The organism is Pseudomonas sp. NFACC46-3 (genome assembly GCF_900114515.1).
Lineage (GTDB): Bacteria > Pseudomonadota > Gammaproteobacteria > Pseudomonadales > Pseudomonadaceae > Aquipseudomonas > Aquipseudomonas fluorescens_Q.
Genome location: NZ_FOTH01000014.1, coordinates 12,967 through 29,281, shown reverse-complemented (window position 1 = coordinate 29,281; position 16,315 = coordinate 12,967). Strand labels below are relative to the sequence as shown.

General features: G+C 58.2%; 14 protein-coding genes. 4 read left to right on the top strand and 10 right to left on the bottom strand.

Annotated features, from left to right (window positions below; all coding sequences use genetic code 11):
- Position 1: 1 nt before the first annotated feature.
- The 10 genes from BM300_RS15575 to rpmH all read right to left on the bottom strand — a co-directional run bounded on the left by BM300_RS15575 (position 2) and on the right by rpmH (position 9,285).
- Positions 2–409: a F0F1 ATP synthase subunit I gene (locus BM300_RS15575; RefSeq protein ID WP_063323658.1), complete on the bottom strand. Its 408-nt coding sequence runs from the start codon at positions 407–409 to the stop codon at positions 2–4.
- A gap of 148 nt (positions 410–557) precedes the next feature.
- Positions 558–1,430 carry a ParB/RepB/Spo0J family partition protein gene (locus tag BM300_RS15570; RefSeq protein WP_003207098.1) on the bottom strand — a complete coding sequence of 291 codons (873 nt, stop codon included), beginning with the start codon at positions 1,428–1,430 and terminating at the stop codon, positions 558–560.
- A 9-nt stretch (positions 1,431–1,439) separates the two neighbouring features.
- The gene (locus tag BM300_RS15565) at positions 1,440–2,237 is read right to left on the bottom strand and encodes a ParA family protein (protein ID WP_003207100.1); all 798 of its coding nucleotides are present in this window, start codon (positions 2,235–2,237) and stop codon (positions 1,440–1,442) included.
- Between the two features lie 18 nt (positions 2,238–2,255).
- Complete coding sequence (gene rsmG, locus BM300_RS15560; RefSeq protein ID WP_170845928.1) at positions 2,256–2,891, bottom strand: 16S rRNA (guanine(527)-N(7))-methyltransferase RsmG; 636 nt, start codon at positions 2,889–2,891, stop codon at positions 2,256–2,258.
- Between the two features lie 5 nt (positions 2,892–2,896).
- Entirely contained in the window at positions 2,897–4,795 is a 1,899-nt protein-coding gene (gene mnmG, locus BM300_RS15555) for a tRNA uridine-5-carboxymethylaminomethyl(34) synthesis enzyme MnmG (RefSeq protein WP_092147512.1), read from the bottom strand.
- A gap of 564 nt (positions 4,796–5,359) precedes the next feature.
- Positions 5,360–6,730, bottom strand: a complete 1,371-nt coding sequence (gene mnmE / locus BM300_RS15545) for a tRNA uridine-5-carboxymethylaminomethyl(34) synthesis GTPase MnmE (protein WP_092147509.1) — start codon at positions 6,728–6,730, stop codon at positions 5,360–5,362.
- A gap of 79 nt (positions 6,731–6,809) precedes the next feature.
- Positions 6,810–8,492 carry a membrane protein insertase YidC gene (gene yidC / locus BM300_RS15540; RefSeq protein WP_092147506.1) on the bottom strand — a complete coding sequence of 561 codons (1,683 nt, stop codon included), beginning with the start codon at positions 8,490–8,492 and terminating at the stop codon, positions 6,810–6,812.
- Positions 8,493–8,494: 2 nt separating this feature from the next.
- The gene (gene yidD, locus BM300_RS15535; protein WP_010465488.1) at positions 8,495–8,740 is read right to left on the bottom strand and encodes a membrane protein insertion efficiency factor YidD; all 246 of its coding nucleotides are present in this window, start codon (positions 8,738–8,740) and stop codon (positions 8,495–8,497) included.
- Positions 8,733–9,134 (bottom strand): ribonuclease P protein component, encoded by a 402-nt coding sequence (gene rnpA, locus BM300_RS15530; protein WP_003207107.1) that lies wholly within the window; start codon positions 9,132–9,134, stop codon positions 8,733–8,735. Before rnpA ends, yidD begins: the two co-directional genes overlap by 8 nt.
- Before the next feature lie 16 nt (positions 9,135–9,150).
- Entirely contained in the window at positions 9,151–9,285 is a 135-nt protein-coding gene (gene rpmH / locus BM300_RS15525; protein ID WP_003213577.1) for a 50S ribosomal protein L34, read from the bottom strand.
- 566 nt (positions 9,286–9,851) lie between these two features.
- On the opposite strand from rpmH, the gene dnaA reads away from it, so the two are divergent.
- From dnaA to gyrB, 4 genes are read left to right on the top strand one after another with little or no spacing between them, the layout of a single operon-like run.
- Positions 9,852–11,378, top strand: coding sequence for a chromosomal replication initiator protein DnaA (dnaA, locus tag BM300_RS15520; protein ID WP_092147503.1), 1,527 nt, complete (start codon positions 9,852–9,854; stop codon positions 11,376–11,378).
- Between the two features lie 39 nt (positions 11,379–11,417).
- Positions 11,418–12,521, top strand: coding sequence for a DNA polymerase III subunit beta (dnaN, locus tag BM300_RS15515; RefSeq protein ID WP_003196145.1), 1,104 nt, complete (start codon positions 11,418–11,420; stop codon positions 12,519–12,521).
- A gap of 20 nt (positions 12,522–12,541) precedes the next feature.
- Positions 12,542–13,645, top strand: coding sequence for a DNA replication/repair protein RecF (gene recF / locus BM300_RS15510; protein WP_092147500.1), 1,104 nt, complete (start codon positions 12,542–12,544; stop codon positions 13,643–13,645).
- 5 nt (positions 13,646–13,650) lie between these two features.
- The gene (gene gyrB, locus BM300_RS15505; RefSeq protein ID WP_063323652.1) at positions 13,651–16,068 is read left to right on the top strand and encodes a DNA topoisomerase (ATP-hydrolyzing) subunit B; all 2,418 of its coding nucleotides are present in this window, start codon (positions 13,651–13,653) and stop codon (positions 16,066–16,068) included.
- Positions 16,069–16,315 lie beyond the last annotated feature (247 nt).

Sequence of the window (16,315 nt, the reverse complement as noted above, 5' to 3'; positions counted from 1 at the left end):
CCTAAGGTCTCGAAAGTCTTGTTCTCATTAGCAGGGGAGCGAACCAGCTAACCAGTTGGGTCAGCACGAAGACGCTGAATACAGCCAGCGGCGCCAGTGGCTTCACACCTGCGAACGTCAATGCAAACAGCACTGCCGTCAAAATCAGTTTCCCCGCCTCGCCGGCATAAAAAGACCGGACGATAGCCTGGGCTGCTCGGGCGCCGGAAAACCGAAAGGCCCTGTGAGCGAAGTAAATATTGGGAAGCAAGGCTATCAGGCCTCCGCAAAGCCCTGAGTATCCGGCGACGACTCCTTTCCATTGCCAGAGCGCCAGTGCGGCGATCAATACAACGGCGAATTGGGCCATCAAAACCGGGAAAACTGCCAGACGATGGAACGGCAAGCGGTTTGGCGTGCGGGTTTCCATCGCTTTTGCTCTCCAATAGTCGGCCGCCATAATTCAATAACTTGGCATAATTTGTGCCGACAAAATGCGCGCAGAGTATAGGGGCGGTTCTGCCCCTATTCAACTGCCAGGTAGTGATTTCCGACTGCGCGCTACAAGAGCAATTGTTTCAGCGAATGTGTGCAAGGACGCCTTGCAGCTCATCGAGGGAGTTGTAGCCAATCACCAGTTGCCCTTTGCCCTTCTTGCCGTGGCGGATCTGCACCGCAGAGCCCAGGCGCTCGGCCAGGCGCTGTTCCAGGCGAGCGATATCAGGATCGGTTTTGGGTGCCTCGACAGGGGCCGGTTTGCCACTCAGCCACTGACGAACCAGTGCTTCAGTTTGGCGCACAGTCAGACCGCGTGCGACAACATGTCGCGCCCCTTCAACCTGTTGATTTTCCGGCAAACCGAGCAATGCACGGGCATGACCCATTTCCAGGTCGCCATGGGACAGCATGGTCTTGATGACTTCCGGCAACGCAATCAGGCGCAACAAATTGGCCACGGTCACGCGGGACTTGCCCACCGCCTCGGCAACTTGTTGCTGGGTCAGCTGGAACTCCTGCTGCAAACGTTGCAGGGCCACGGCTTCTTCAATCGGATTGAGGTCTTCGCGCTGGATGTTCTCGATCAGCGCCATGGCGATGGCGGTTTCATCCGGCACATCGCGGACCATCGCCGGAATGGTTTCCTGGCCGGCCTGCTGGCTGGCGCGCCAGCGACGTTCGCCGGCAATGATCTCGAAGCGCCCGTTGGCGATCGGCCGGACCACGATCGGCTGCATCACGCCCTGGCTCTTGATCGACTGGGCCAGTTCTTCCAGCGCCTGGGGATCCATGTCCCGGCGCGGCTGGTATTTGCCGCGCTGGATCAGGTCCAGCGGCAAGTGCTGCAACTCGCGTTGATCGACCTGTACGGCCTGCTCTTCCAGCGAACTGACAGTGGGACCACTGAGCAGTGCATCCAGTCCACGTCCGAGACCTCGTTTCTTGACGGCCATGGGGTTTCCTTAAGTTGGCTGGGCTGCAGCGGTGCGTGGATTACGGCGCTGACGGCGAACCATCTCGCCCGCCAGGGCCAGGTAGGCCAGCGCACCACGGGATTGTTTGTCGTAGGCCAGGGCCGGCATGCCGTAGCTGGGCGCTTCGGCCAGGCGGATGTTCCGCGGGATGACCGTGTCGTAGAGCTGCTCGCCGAAGTGTTCCTTGAGCTGGGCCGACACATCGTTCATCAGGCTCAGGCGCGGGTCGTACATGGTCCGCAGCAGGCCTTCGACCTTCAGGTCCGGGTTCAGCAGTTCGGCGATGCGCTTGATGTTATCCACAAGGTCGCTCAAGCCTTCCAATGCGAAATATTCGCACTGCATGGGGATAATCACCCCATCGGCCGCCACCAGGGCGTTGAGGGTCAGCATCGACAGCGACGGCGGGCAGTCGATCAGGATGTAATCGTAGTTTTCCCGGATCGGCGCCAAGGCGCTGCGCAGGCGGCTTTCCTTCATCTGCATTTCCAGCAGCACCACTTCGGCCGCCGTCAGGTCACGGTTGGCCGGCAGCAGTTGATAACCGCCGTGTTCGGAGAAGTGCATGGCCTGGCCCAGATCGCATTCGCCGATCAGGACGTCGTAGATGGAGTTTTCCAAGCCATGCTTATCCACACCGCTACCCATGGTGGCGTTGCCCTGTGGATCGAGATCGATCAACAGCACCCGGCGCTTGGTCGCGACCAGGGATGCTGCGAGGTTGATACAGGTGGTGGTCTTGCCCACACCACCCTTCTGGTTCGCTATCGCGAATACCTTAGCCATTCTTGCTTGTGTTCCCAATCATGCCGTGCGGCGCAGTATCAGCAGATGGCGTTGGCCTTGGCAACCGGGTACGGCCAAGGCGTGTTCGCTATCAAGGTGGAAGTCTGCCGGCAATGCTACCAGCTCATCGGCCGGATGAACGCCCTTCATTGCCAGCCAGCGCGTATCGGCGTCGCCCAGGTGGCGCGTCCAGTTGCTGAAGTTCTCCATGCTGCTGAACGCCCGGGAGATGATCCCGTTGAAAGGCTGTGCAGGCTGGAACGCTTCGACACGGCTGTGGATAACTTGCAGGTTATCCAGTTTGAGTTCGAGTTTGACCTGGGTCAGGAAACGAGTTTTCTTGCCGTTGCTGTCCAGGCAGGTCACTTGCGAGTCGGGAAACAGGATCGCCAGCGGGATGCCCGGCATGCCACCGCCACTGCCAACATCCAGCCAGCGACCGTTTTCGATGAAGGACATGACGCTGAGGCTGTCGAGCAAATGGCGCGAGACCATTTCATCCGGATCGCGCACGGCGGTCAGGTTGTAGGCCTTGTTCCATTTGATCAACAACGCCAGATAACCCAGCAATTGCGCGTGCTGGGCTTCGGTCAAGTTGACACCAAGCTGACGGGCACCTGTGGATAACTCTTCAGCGTGTTGCGAGGTGACCATCGAACTCAAGCGCTTTGCTCCAACTGGCGGCCCGCGCCGCGTTTTTTCAAATGAATCATCAACAGGGAAATCGCCGCTGGCGTGACGCCGGGAATGCGCGAGGCCTGGCCCAGGGTCTCTGGACGGGTCGCACCGAGCTTGCTCTGGATTTCCTTCGATAACCCGGAAATGCCGGTGTAATCGATATCCACAGGCAGCTTGGTGTCCTCACTGGCGCGCAGACGGGCGATTTCGTCTTGCTGACGGTCGATGTAACCGGCGTACTTGGTCTTGATTTCGACCTGCTCGGCCACTTGTGGATCTTCCGCCCCTTGGCCGGTCACTTCCACCAACCCGGCATAATCGATTTCCGGGCGGCTCAAGAGGTTGAGCAGGTTGTATTCGTGGGTCAGCGGCGTGCCAAATTTCGCGGCAATGGCATCGCCCTGCTCGGTACCAGGGCGAACCCAGGTGCTTTTCAGGCGCTGCTCTTCCAGTTCGATGCTCTCACGTTTCTTGCAGAACGCGGCCCAACGCACATCATCCACCAGCCCCAGCTCACGACCTTTCTCGGTCAGGCGCAGGTCGGCGTTGTCTTCGCGAAGGATCAGGCGATATTCGGCGCGGGACGTGAACATCCGATACGGTTCCTGGGTGCCCAAGGTAATCAGGTCATCCACCAGTACGCCGATGTATGCCTCATCGCGGCGTGGGCACCAGCTGTCCTTGCCCTGGGCGCGCAGTGCCGCGTTGGCACCGGCCAACAACCCTTGGGCGCCGGCCTCTTCGTAACCGGTGGTGCCGTTGATCTGCCCGGCGAAGAACAGGCCGCCAATGACCTTGGTTTCCAGGCTGTACTTCAGGTCACGCGGATCGAAGTAGTCGTACTCGATGGCGTAGCCCGGGCGAACGATGTGGGCGTTTTCCATACCGCGAATCGACTGCACGATCTGCAATTGCACATCGAACGGCAGGGAGGTTGAGATCCCGTTCGGGTACAGCTCGTGGGTCGTCAGGCCTTCCGGCTCGATGAAGACCTGGTGGCTTTCCTTGTCGGCGAAGCGATGGATCTTGTCTTCGATCGACGGGCAATAACGCGGGCCGATGCCTTCGATTTCACCGGCAGCGGAATACATCGGCGAACGGTCGAGGTTCGCCGCAATAATTTCATGGGTGCGGGCATTGGTGTGGGTGATCCAGCAACTGACTTGCCGTGGATGCTGTTCCTTGTTGCCCATGAACGACATGACCGGGACCGGCGTATCGCCAGGCTGCTCGGTCATCACCGAGAAATCCACAGACCGACCGTCGATACGCGGTGGCGTACCGGTTTTCAAGCGCCCGACACGCAACGGCAGCTCACGCAAACGATGAGCCAGAGCGATCGACGGCGGATCACCCGCGCGACCACCGGAAAAGTTCTGCAAACCAATGTGGATAAGTCCACCGAGGAATGTCCCGGTGGTCAGCACTACGGAATCGGCGAGGAAACGCAGGCCCATTTGCGTGACGACACCGCGTACCTGGTCCTGCTCGACAATCAGGTCATCCGCTGCTTGTTGAAATATCCACAGGTTCGGCTGGTTTTCCAGGATTTCGCGGACAGCGGCCTTGTACAGGATTCGGTCGGCCTGGGCGCGAGTAGCGCGCACGGCTGGGCCTTTGCGGCTGTTCAATACGCGAAACTGAATACCACCTTTATCGGTGGCCATGGCCATCGCGCCGCCTAGGGCATCGATTTCCTTGACCAGGTGGCTCTTGCCAATCCCACCAATGGCAGGGTTGCAACTCATGGCACCGAGGGTTTCCACGTTATGCGTCAGCAACAGGGTTCTTGCCCCCATGCGTGCTGATGCAAGTGCTGCCTCGGTACCGGCATGACCGCCGCCGATGACGATCACTTCAAAACGGGAAGGGAAATCCACCACGCACCTCGTGCCTGCTTAATTCAGGTAATTCGGAAATAGGTCTTGAGCCTGGCCAGAGCGTTTTTCGAGCCAGGTCGGCAAGTATAGGGACTTCCCCTTTCCTAAAGAACCCTTTGCACAAAATTTAACCAGCTGTGGAAAACTCGCGGTTAAAGAAATTAAAAAGAAAGAAATTTATAAAACCTTTGTTTTTATGTTTATTCTTACTGAGCCTCCTATTTGTGGATAACATTACACAGGCCTTTATTTTCAATGTGTACAGAGATTCAAAACCCTGTGGTCAGGTGGCAATGAGGGGGTTGGATAACCGGTGTAAGCCTGTGGATGAATGGGCCTTTTATCCACAGAGGCGGTTATCTTCAGATTTGAGGGGGGTTTATCAACCGACCTCAGTGGCAGTTATTCACAGGGCTTAATCCACAGAAAACCGCCGCGATGGATCACCGCAGCGTCCACAGGCAAGCCGCCATCAATGGCAATCGTTTCAAAAATAGAGAGGAGGAACCGGGTTTGCGTTGGACTCGAGAGGCTTCGAGGACAAACCCGGTTTGAAAAGCGGGGTTATTTACCGATGCAGAAGCTGGAAAAGATCCGCCCCAACAGGTCATCGGAGCTGAAGGCGCCGGTAATTTCCCCAAGGGAATGTTGGGCCTGGCGAAGGTCTTCGGCCAACAACTCACCCGCCCCCGCCAAGGTCAACTGCGCGCGACCGTGTTCCAGGGCGGCGCTGGCATGGCGCAAGGCTTCAAGATGCCGCCGGCGGGCGCTGAAGCTGCTTTCCGAGGTCTGCTCATAGCCCATGCAGGCCTTGAGGTGTTCACGCAGCAGTTCCAGGCCTTCACCCGCCGCCTTTGCGCTCAGGCTGATCGTCACATGGCCGTCGTTGCTGACCTCAAGGACAATCGCTTCCCCGGTCAGGTCGGCCTTGTTACGGATCAAGGTGACTTTCGCGGGATCCGGGCGGACTTCGAGGAATTCAGGCCACAAGGCAAATGGATCGTCCGCTTCCGGTGCGGTTGCATCCACCACCAGCAGGACCCGGTCGGCTTCACCGATGGCCTTGAGCGCCCGCTCAACGCCGATTTTTTCCACCCGGTCATCAGTGTCGCGCAAACCTGCGGTATCCACGACGTGCAGTGGCATGCCATCGATGTGGATATGTTCACGCAGGATGTCCCGAGTGGTGCCGGCGATCTCGGTGACAATCGCCGCCTCGCGCCCGGCCAGGGCATTCAACAGGCTGGACTTGCCGGCATTCGGCCGCCCAGCGATCACCACGGTCATCCCATCGCGCAACAAGGCACCCTGCCCGGCTTCGCGCAGTACGGTGGATAACTCATCGCGCACTTTATCCAGCATGCTCAGCACGTGGCCATCGGCTAAGAAGTCGATTTCCTCTTCCGGGAAATCAATCGCGGCCTCGACGTAAATCCGCAGGCCGATCAATTGTTCGGTGAGGTTATGCACACGCTGGGAAAACGCACCCTGCAAGGATCGCAATGCGTTGCGGGCCGCCTGTGCAGAACTGGCTTCGATCAAATCGGCGATCGCCTCGGCCTGGGCCAGGTCGAGCTTGTCGTTGAGGAATGCCCGTTCACTGAACTCGCCCGGCCGGGCCAGGCGACAGCCCAGCTCCAGGCAACGCTTGAGCAGCATGTCCAGCACGATGGGGCCGCCGTGCCCTTGCAGTTCCAGTACGTCTTCGCCGGTGAACGAATTCGGCCCCGGGAAATACAAGGCCAGCCCCTCGTCGAGGACCTGCTGGTCATCACTGAAAAACGGACCGTAATGAGCAAACCGCGGTTTGAGTTCACGACCGCTGATTGCCCTGGCCGCGACACTGGCCAAGGGCCCCGAAATACGGACGATGCCGACACCGCCGCGACCTTGGGCGGTGGCAACGGCGGCAATGGTTTCACGCGGTGCGCTCATAAACCGGTATCCAGACAAAAGTGGCAGATAGCAAAACGCCCCACTAGGGGGCGTTTTGTGTGGTTATCCACAGAGCAAGTTACGCCTCGGCTTTTTTCGCAGCCGCTTCGATCTTACGCGTGATGTACCACTGCTGGGTAATGGACAACACGTTGTTCACAACCCAGTACAGCACCAGACCCGCCGGGAACCACAGGAAGAAGAAGGTGAAGATGATTGGCATCATTTTCATCACCTTCGCCTGCATCGGGTCCGGAGGCGTCGGGTTCAACTGCTGCTGGATGAACATGGTCGCGCCCATGATGATCGGCAGGATGAAGAACGGATCCTTGATCGACAGGTCGGTAATCCACAGCATGAACGGTGCCTGGCGCATCTCCACGCTTTCCAGCAGCACCCAGTACAGCGCCAGGAACACAGGCATTTGTACAAGAATCGGCAAGCAACCACCCAACGGGTTGATCTTCTCTTTCTTGTACAGCTCCATCATGGCCTGGGACATTTTCTGCCGGTCATCGCCATGTTGTTCTTTCAGGGCCGCCAGTTTCGGGGCCACTGCGCGCATGCGAGCCATGGATTTGTAGCTGGCGGCCGACAACGGGAAGAAAATCCCCTTGATCAGCATGGTCAGGAAAATGATCGACCAACCCCAGTTACCGACGATGCTGTGGATATGTTGCAGCAGCCAGAAGATCGGCTGGGCAATGAACCACAGGAAACCGTAGTCCACGGTCAATTCCAGGCCTGGGGACAACTCTTTCAGTACCGCCTGGCTTTTAGGACCGGCGTACAGAATGGCACTGGTTTCGACTTTTGCACCTGGCGCGGCGGTCAATGCCGGGCCGGTGTAGCCGACGATGTAGTTGCCTTTGCCGTCTTTACGCGTCTGGACGACGTTGTTTTCGCCCTTCTGCGGGATCCAGGCAGTTACAAAATAGTGCTGCAGCCAGGCAACCCAGCCACCTTGAACGGTTTCCTTGATCTGGCCCTTGTCCATGTCCTTCATGGACACTTTCTTGTAAGGCTCCGAACTTGTCCACAGGGCGGCGCCCAGGTAAGTCGCGGTGCCGGTGGCCGTGCTGGAGGAAGGATCGTCGCTGGCGTCACGCTTGAGTTGCGCAAACATCGCGCCGGACCAAGGCTGGGCGCTCTGGTTGTCGATCAGGTAAGAGACGGTTACGTCATACAGGCCACGTTTCAAGGTGAAACGCTTGATGTAGTTGACGCCATCCTTGCTGAACTTCAGGTCGACAACCAGTTGGTCCTGACCGTCAGCCAGTTGATAAGTCTTCTTCTCGGCGGAGTAGACCGGGCGACCGGCCGGGCTCGAATCCGGGCCGTTGGTACCGATCAGGCCACTTTGGGCCAGATAGGTGCGCTCGTTACCGTTGTCGAACAACTGGAACGGGATTTCCGGATGATCCTGGCGACGTGGATACAGCGGCAGCTTCAGCTGGGCGACGTCACCACCTTGTGGATCGATTGCCAGCTCGAGCACGTCCGTCTTGATCTGGATGAGATCTTTGCTTACGGCCACCGGGGCTTCGGCGGGAGCGCTGGTATCGCTTGCCGCGCGCGGGATGTCGTCATTGCTGGCAGCATTGTTGCCAACTGGGACATCCGGCAGGCTCGGTGCGGTATTGCTGGCTGCAACATTCTGAGTCGGCAGGGCAGCCTGGCCATAGTCCTGGTTCCATTTAAGGACCATGACGTAGGACACGATTGCCAGGGCGACGATCAGGATCGTGCGTTTGATATCCATGATTACTCGGCCATCGAAGAAGAACGGGAGGTAGGGATAGGCGGAACCGGGTCATAACCGCCGGGATTCCACGGATGACAGCGACCTAAACGACGAAAGGTCAGCCAGCCACCGCGCAGTAGGCCATGATTTTCTATGGCTTCGTACGCGTAGCAGGAACAACTGGGGTAGAAACGACAGTGACTGGCCATCAAAGGACTAATGGCATAGCGGTAAAACTGGATCGGAACGAGTGCCAGTTTACGCATCGGGACTGTCTACCCCTACAGTTTCGGTGTTGACTGCTGGTACTGGCTTGTTGCGGGCCAGACGTTTCCAGAGCTTGCCGAAATGCTGAATCAATTCGGGGTTTTCTACGTCACCCAAACCTTTGCGCGCGACGATAACAATGTCCCATCCAACCAGTGAATCCTGGTTCAGGCGAAACGATTCGCGCATCAGACGTTTGAGGCGATTGCGCTGAACAGAGAGCTTGACGCTCTTTTTCCCGATAACCAGCCCTAGTCGGGGGTGATCGAGATCGTTACTGCGCGCAAGGAGCAGGAGATTTTTCCCCGGAACCTTGCCGGTAGGGGAGTCAAAGACTGCCTTGAAATGCCGGGGTGTAAGCAGACGCTTTTCCCGACTGAAGTCCTGACTCACCTCCAGTGCCGGATTATCAAACTGCCAGACGCGCACGACCTTTGGCGCGACGACGCGACAGGACGGCACGACCGTTCTTGGTAGCCATGCGAGCACGGAAACCGTGGGTACGAGCGCGTTTGATAGTGCTTGGTTGGAAAGTACGTTTCATGTCGTGTTACCTGGTTCGTCCACAACGGGCCGGAATGGCCCCCGTTTTAAGAGACCGGGGATTCTAGAGAAAGCAAGCCTCTAGGTCAATTTCCAACCAGCGTTTCCTTTAAATAGATATCCGGACGCTTGGGCGGATTCATCACACGACGCTAGATATAGAAATAAAGAAGGGAATTATTTAAAGCTTTTCTGTAAAGCTTATAAAAGCAAGGCCGCCACCTGTCTGTGGATAACCATGCTCAGGCCTTGTAGCACGCCATGTACAGAGAATGACAACTACAGGGGAAAGCAGTGGCCAGCCTGTGCTGCGCTGTCGGATAAGCTGTGTGTGGAAAGCCATGTTATCCACAGGCCGGTTATCCACCGACTTTCGCCCCCACTTGTGCAACGACCTCAGGCCGGGTTATCCACAGAGCTTATCCACTGACCGCCCGTCGTCTTTCTCGCGGTTAACGCATTGATAAATCATGGGCGATCAGCAAGCTGCATGTGGATAAGTGGGCGTCTGCTCGCTACAATGGCCGCTTGTTTTTGCCTCACCGGCTTTCAACTTAGGGGATATCCGTGTCAGTGGAACTTTGGCAGCAGTGCGTGGAGCTTTTGCGCGATGAGCTGCCTGCCCAACAATTCAACACTTGGATCCGTCCACTACAGGTCGAAGCCGAAGGCGACGAGTTGCGTGTCTATGCACCGAACCGTTTCGTTCTCGACTGGGTCAACGAAAAGTACCTGGGCCGGGTCATGGAACTGCTCGACGAGCATGGCAATGGCATGGCGCCTGCGTTGTCCTTATTAATAGGCAGCAAGCGCAGCTCGGCACCGCGCGCCGCACCCAATGCGCCGCTGGCCGCCGCAGCGTCACAGGCCCAGCAGGCTGCAACGGCACCGGTTAACAACCATGCCGCCCCGGCACCCGCGCCTGCCCCGAGCAAACGCAGCGCACAAAAGGTCGCCGAGGTCAGCGAAGAGCCCTCGCGGGACAGCTTCGACCCGATGGCCGGTGCCAGCTCCCAGCAGGCGCCGGTGCGTGCCGAACAGCGCACCGTCCAGGTCGAAGGTGCGCTCAAGCACACCAGCTACCTGAATCGGACCTTTACCTTCGAGAATTTCGTCGAAGGTAAATCCAACCAACTGGCTCGCGCTGCGGCCTGGCAGGTCGCGGATAACCCCAAGCATGGCTACAACCCGCTGTTCCTTTATGGTGGTGTAGGCTTGGGTAAGACCCACTTGATGCATGCGGTGGGCAACCACCTATTAAAGAAGAACCCGAATGCCAAGGTCGTGTACCTGCATTCCGAGCGTTTCGTGGCCGACATGGTCAAGGCGCTGCAGCTGAACGCGATCAACGAGTTCAAGCGTTTCTACCGTTCGGTGGACGCTCTGCTGATCGACGATATTCAGTTCTTCGCCCGCAAGGAACGTTCCCAGGAAGAGTTTTTCCACACCTTCAACGCATTGCTTGAAGGCGGGCAGCAGGTCATTCTCACCAGTGACCGCTACCCGAAAGAAATCGAAGGCCTTGAAGAACGTCTCAAGTCGCGTTTCGGCTGGGGCCTGACGGTGGCCGTCGAGCCGCCCGAGCTGGAAACCCGGGTCGCGATCCTGATGAAGAAAGCCGACCAGGCCAAGGTCGAGCTGCCTCACGACGCCGCGTTCTTCATCGCCCAGCGTATCCGCTCCAACGTGCGTGAGCTCGAAGGTGCCCTCAAGCGGGTGATCGCTCACTCGCACTTCATGGGCCGCGACATCACCATCGAGTTGATTCGCGAATCCTTGAAGGACTTGTTGGCGCTTCAGGACAAATTGGTTTCTGTGGATAACATTCAGCGAACCGTTGCGGAATACTACAAAATCAAGATTTCCGACCTGCTGTCCAAACGCCGTTCGCGTTCGGTAGCACGTCCGCGTCAGGTGGCCATGGCCCTGTCCAAGGAACTGACCAACCACAGCCTGCCGGAAATCGGCGATGTGTTTGGCGGACGCGACCACACCACCGTGCTGCACGCCTGCCGCAAGATCAACGAACTTAAGGAATCCGACGCGGACATCCGCGAGGACTACAAGAACCTGCTGCGTACACTGACCACTTGATGACCACCAGCGCAGCTTATTAAGGCAAGGGACTAGACCATGCATTTCACCATTCAACGCGAAGCCCTGTTGAAACCCCTGCAACTGGTCGCAGGCGTCGTCGAACGCCGCCAGACCTTGCCGGTACTTTCCAACGTGCTGCTGGTTGTCGAAGGCCAGCAATTGTCGCTGACCGGTACCGACCTGGAAGTCGAGCTGGTCGGTCGTGTGCAACTTGAAGAACCGGCTGATCCGGGTTCCATCACCGTGCCGGCGCGCAAGCTGATGGACATCTGCAAGAGCCTGCCCAACGACGCGCTGATCGACATCAAGGTCGATGAGCAGAAGCTCGTGGTCAAGGCCGGTCGCAGTCGCTTCACCTTGTCGACCCTGCCGGCCAACGATTTCCCGACCGTAGAAGAAGGCCCAGGTTCGCTGACCTGCAGCCTGGACCAGAGCAAATTGCGTCGCCTGATCGAACGCACCAGTTTCGCCATGGCCCAGCAGGACGTGCGTTATTACCTCAACGGCATGCTCCTGGAGGTTTCCGCTGGCGTCATCCGCGCCGTTGCCACCGACGGGCATCGCCTGGCCATGTGCTCGATGCAGGCTGATATCGGTCAGCCTGATCGCCACCAGGTGATCGTGCCGCGTAAAGGTATCCTGGAACTGGCTCGCCTGCTGACCGAGCCGGACGGCAACGTCAGCATCGTGTTGGGCCAGCACCACATCCGCGCCACCACCGGTGAGTTCACCTTCACCTCGAAGCTGGTCGACGGCAAGTTCCCAGACTACGAGCGCGTGCTGCCAAAAGGCGGTGACAAGCTGGTGTTGGGCGATCGCCAGGCCCTGCGCGAAGCCTTCAGCCGTACCGCGATCCTGTCTAACGAGAAGTACCGTGGCATCCGTCTGCAACTGGCCAATGGTCAGCTGAAGATCCAGGCGAACAACCCGGAGCAGGAAGAAGCGGAAGAAGAAGTAGGCGTTGAGTACAACGGCGGCTCCCTGGAAATCGGCTTCAACGTCAGCTACCTGCTCGACGTGCTGGGCGTGATGACCACCGAGCAAGTGCGTCTGATCCTGTCCGACTCCAACAGCAGTGCGCTGGTGCAAGAGTCTGATAACGACGATTCGGCTTACGTTGTCATGCCGATGCGTCTGTAATCATGCCCAGCAGAAGCTAGATGTCCTTAAGTCGCGTCTCGGTCACCGCGGTGCGCAATCTGCACCCGGTGACCTTCTCCCCCTCCCCCCGCATCAATATCCTTTACGGCGCCAACGGCAGCGGCAAAACCAGCGTCCTGGAAGCCGTGCACCTGCTGGGGCTTGCCCGTTCGTTTCGCAGCACCCGCCTGTTACCGGTCATCCAGTACGATCAACTGGCATGCACTGTGTTCGGGCAGGTGGAGCTGGCAGAAGGCGGTCATAGCGCCCTGGGGATCTCGCGGGACCGGCAGGGCGAGTTCCAGATCCGCATCGATGGGCAGAACGCTCGCAGCGCCGCTCAGCTGGCCGAGATCCTGCCATTGCAGTTGATCAACCCGGACAGCTTCCGTCTGTTGGAGGGCGCACCGAAGATTCGTCGGCAATTTCTCGACTGGGGCGTGTTCCACGTGGAACCGCGGTTCATGGCGACTTGGCAACGCCTGCAGAAGGCGTTGCGCCAGCGAAACTCTTGGCTGCGACATGGTACACTTGACGCCGTTTCGCAAGCGGTTTGGGACAGGGAACTGTGCCAGGCCAGCGCTGAAATCGATGAATACCGCCGCGCTTACATCCAAGCCTTGAAACCGGTCTTCGAGCAGACCTTGAGCGAACTGGTTGAGCTTGAGGGCCTGACGCTCAGCTATTACCGAGGCTGGGACAAGGACCGGGAATTGAGCACCGTGCTGGCTGGCTCGTTGCAGCGGGACCAGCAGATGGGCCATACCCAGGCTGGACCGCAACGCGCTGACTTGCGCCTCAGATTGGGCGCGCATAATGCCGCGGACATCTTGTCCCGGGGGCAACAGAAGTTAGTGGTGTGTGCCTTGCGTATTGCCCAAGGACACCTGGTCAGCCAGGCCCGGCGTGGTCAGTGTATTTATCTGGTGGATGACTTGCCGTCCGAGTTGGACGAAGCCCACCGTCGCGCGCTTTGCCGCTTGTTGGAAGACTTACGCTGCCAGGTGTTCATCACCTGTGTAGACCACGAATTATTGAGGGAAGGCTGGCAGACGGAAACGCCAGTCGCCCTGTTCCACGTGGAACAGGGCCGTATCACCCAGACCCACGACCATCGGGAGTGAAGGCATTGAGCGAAGAAAATACGTACGACTCAACGAGCATTAAAGTGCTGAAAGGCCTGGATGCCGTACGCAAACGTCCCGGTATGTACATTGGTGACACCGACGATGGCAGCGGTCTGCACCACATGGTGTTCGAGGTGGTCGACAACTCCATCGACGAAGCCCTCGCCGGCCATTGCGACGACATCAGCATCATCATCCACCCGGATGAGTCCATCACCGTTCGCGATAACGGCCGTGGCATCCCGGTAGATGTGCATAAAGAGGAAGGCGTTTCCGCCGCCGAGGTCATCATGACCGTCCTCCACGCTGGCGGTAAGTTCGACGACAACTCCTACAAGGTCTCCGGCGGTCTGCACGGCGTAGGTGTTTCGGTGGTGAACGCGCTGTCGGAAGAACTGGTCCTGACCGTTCGCCGCAGCGGCAAGATCTGGGAGCAGACCTATATCCACGGCGTGCCCCAGGCACCCATGGCGATCGTTGGCGACAGCGAAACCACAGGCACCCAGATCCACTTCAAGGCTTCGAGCGAAACCTTCAAGAACATCCACTTCAGCTGGGACATCCTGGCCAAGCGGATTCGTGAACTGTCCTTCCTCAACTCCGGTGTCGGCATCGTCCTCAAGGACGAGCGCAGTGGCAAGGAAGAGCTATTCAAGTATGAAGGTGGCTTGCGGGCGTTCGTTGAGTACCTGAACACCAACAAGACCCCGGTCAACCAGGTGTTCCACTTCAACGTCCAGCGTGAAGACGGCATCGGCGTGGAAATCGCCCTTCAGTGGAACGACAGCTTCAACGAGAACCTGTTGTGCTTCACCAACAACATCCCGCAGCGCGATGGCGGTACTCACCTGGTGGGCTTCCGTTCGGCACTGACTCGCAACCTGAACAACTACATCGAACAAGAAGGCCTGGCGAAGAAGCATAAAGTCGCCACCACCGGTGACGATGCCCGTGAAGGCCTTACCGCGATCATCTCGGTGAAGGTGCCGGATCCGAAGTTCAGCTCCCAGACCAAGGACAAGTTGGTGTCTTCCGAAGTGAAGACCGCCGTTGAACAGGAGATGGGCAAGTACTTCTCCGACTTCCTGCTGGAAAACCCGAACGAAGCCAAGCTGGTGGTCGGCAAGATGATCGACGCCGCCCGTGCCCGTGAAGCGGCGCGCAAGGCCCGTGAGATGACCCGCCGCAAAGGCGCGCTGGACATCGCCGGCCTGCCGGGCAAACTGGCTGACTGCCAGGAAAAGGACCCTGCCCTGTCCGAGCTGTACCTGGTGGAAGGTGACTCCGCTGGCGGTTCCGCCAAGCAGGGTCGCAACCGCCGCACCCAGGCCATCCTGCCGCTCAAGGGCAAGATCCTGAACGTCGAGAAGGCGCGTTTCGACAAGATGATTTCCTCCCAGGAAGTCGGCACCTTGATCACGGCGTTGGGCTGCGGCATTGGCCGCGAAGAGTACAACATCGACAAGTTGCGCTATCACAACATCATCATCATGACCGATGCTGACGTCGACGGTTCGCACATCCGTACCCTGCTGCTGACGTTCTTCTTCCGTCAGTTGCCGGAGCTGATCGAGCGCGGCTACATCTACATCGCCCAACCGCCGCTGTACAAGGTCAAGAAAGGCAAGCAAGAGCAATACATCAAAGACGACGACGCCATGGAAGAGTACATGACGCAGTCGGCCCTGGAAGACGCGAGCCTGCACCTTAATGAAGATGCCCCAGGCATTTCCGGTGAAGCCCTCGAGCGCCTGGTGAACGACTTCCGCCTGGTGATGAAGACCCTCAAGCGTCTGTCGCGCCTGTACCCACAGGAACTGACTGAGCACTTCATCTACCTGCCCGCCGTGAGCCTGGAGCAACTGTCCGATCACGCAGCGATGCAAGATTGGCTGGCCCAGTACGAAGTACGCCTGCGCACCGTCGAGAAATCCGGCCTGGTCTACAAAGCCAGCCTGCGTGAAGACCGTGAACGTAACGTCTGGCTGCCGGAGGTCGAGCTGATCTCCCACGGCCTGTCGAACTACGTCACCTTCAACCGCGACTTCTTCGGCAGCAACGACTACAAGACCGTCGTATCCCTGGGTGCGCAACTCAGCACATTGCTGGACGAAGGTGCGTACATCCAACGCGGTGAGCGCAAGAAGTCCGTGACCGAGTTCAAGGAAGCCCTTGAATGGCTGATGGCCGAAAGCACCAAGCGCCACACCATCCAGCGATACAAAGGTCTGGGTGAGATGAACCCGGATCAGCTGTGGGAAACCACCATGGACCCAGGCTCGCGCCGGATGCTGAAAGTCACCATCGAAGACGCCATTGGCGCGGACCAGATCTTCAACACCCTGATGGGTGATGCAGTCGAGCCTCGTCGTGACTTCATCGAGAGCAATGCGCTGGCGGTGTCCAACCTGGATTTCTGATCCCTTCAGTTGCACCGCTCCAAAAAAAGCCAACGCTTATGCGTTGGCTTTTTTTTACATTTGAAAAACCTGCACCGTTTTCAGGCCTGTGGATAAAAAACCGGGTAACTCGGTAACACCTTGGCACAAAGCCTTAACGCTCAATAGGTTAGGAATTGAGTGAGAGCCCCGGATAACGGGGCCTCAGGTTTTTTGGCGCAGAACTTGCGTGTTAAATAAATTACACATCGTTTCTTTAAATTGACAG